Annotated in this window: 1 protein-coding gene; it reads right to left on the reverse strand. The window is 50.2% G+C overall.

Annotated elements, in window-relative coordinates; all coding sequences use genetic code 11:
- On the reverse strand, positions 1–504 hold a 504-nt coding region (locus ED312_RS23560), incomplete at both ends, for a DUF7507 domain-containing protein (RefSeq protein ID WP_148044370.1).

The raw sequence follows: 504 nt of genomic DNA on the forward strand, positions 1-504 counted from the left end.
CGGATTCATCGTCTATAGGATCGCCATTCGGATCAGTACCTGTAGCCAAAGCCTGGTTACTCACCCCGCCGTTGTCCACATCTTCCTGGGTGATCGTATAAGTAGCAGTTGCCGTACCGCTCTCGTCAGGGGCAAGGGTAGACGGGTTGATCGGCAAGCCATTGGTATTTGTCAATGCATCATCGATGTTAATATCCGACACGGTTACATTTCCTGTATTGGTTACTGTAAAGGTGTATTCGATGGTATCGCCTACTACAAAGGCACCGTTTTCCCCGCTACCCGTATTGGTGACTACTTTAACCAATGCAACGGATGGGTCTTGTGTGATAGGAGTATCCGTAGGATCATCATTGTTTTCGTCCGTTCCGGATTCATCCTCTACAGGATCGCCATTCGGGTCAGTACCGCTGGCCAAAGCCTGGTTACTGACACCACCGTTGTCCACATCTTCCTGGGTGATCGTATACATAGCTGTAGCGATGCCTGTCTCACCTGGAGCCA

Source organism: Sinomicrobium pectinilyticum, assembly GCF_003725735.1.
In the GTDB taxonomy this organism is placed as follows: Bacteria; Bacteroidota; Bacteroidia; order Flavobacteriales; family Flavobacteriaceae; genus Sinomicrobium; species Sinomicrobium pectinilyticum.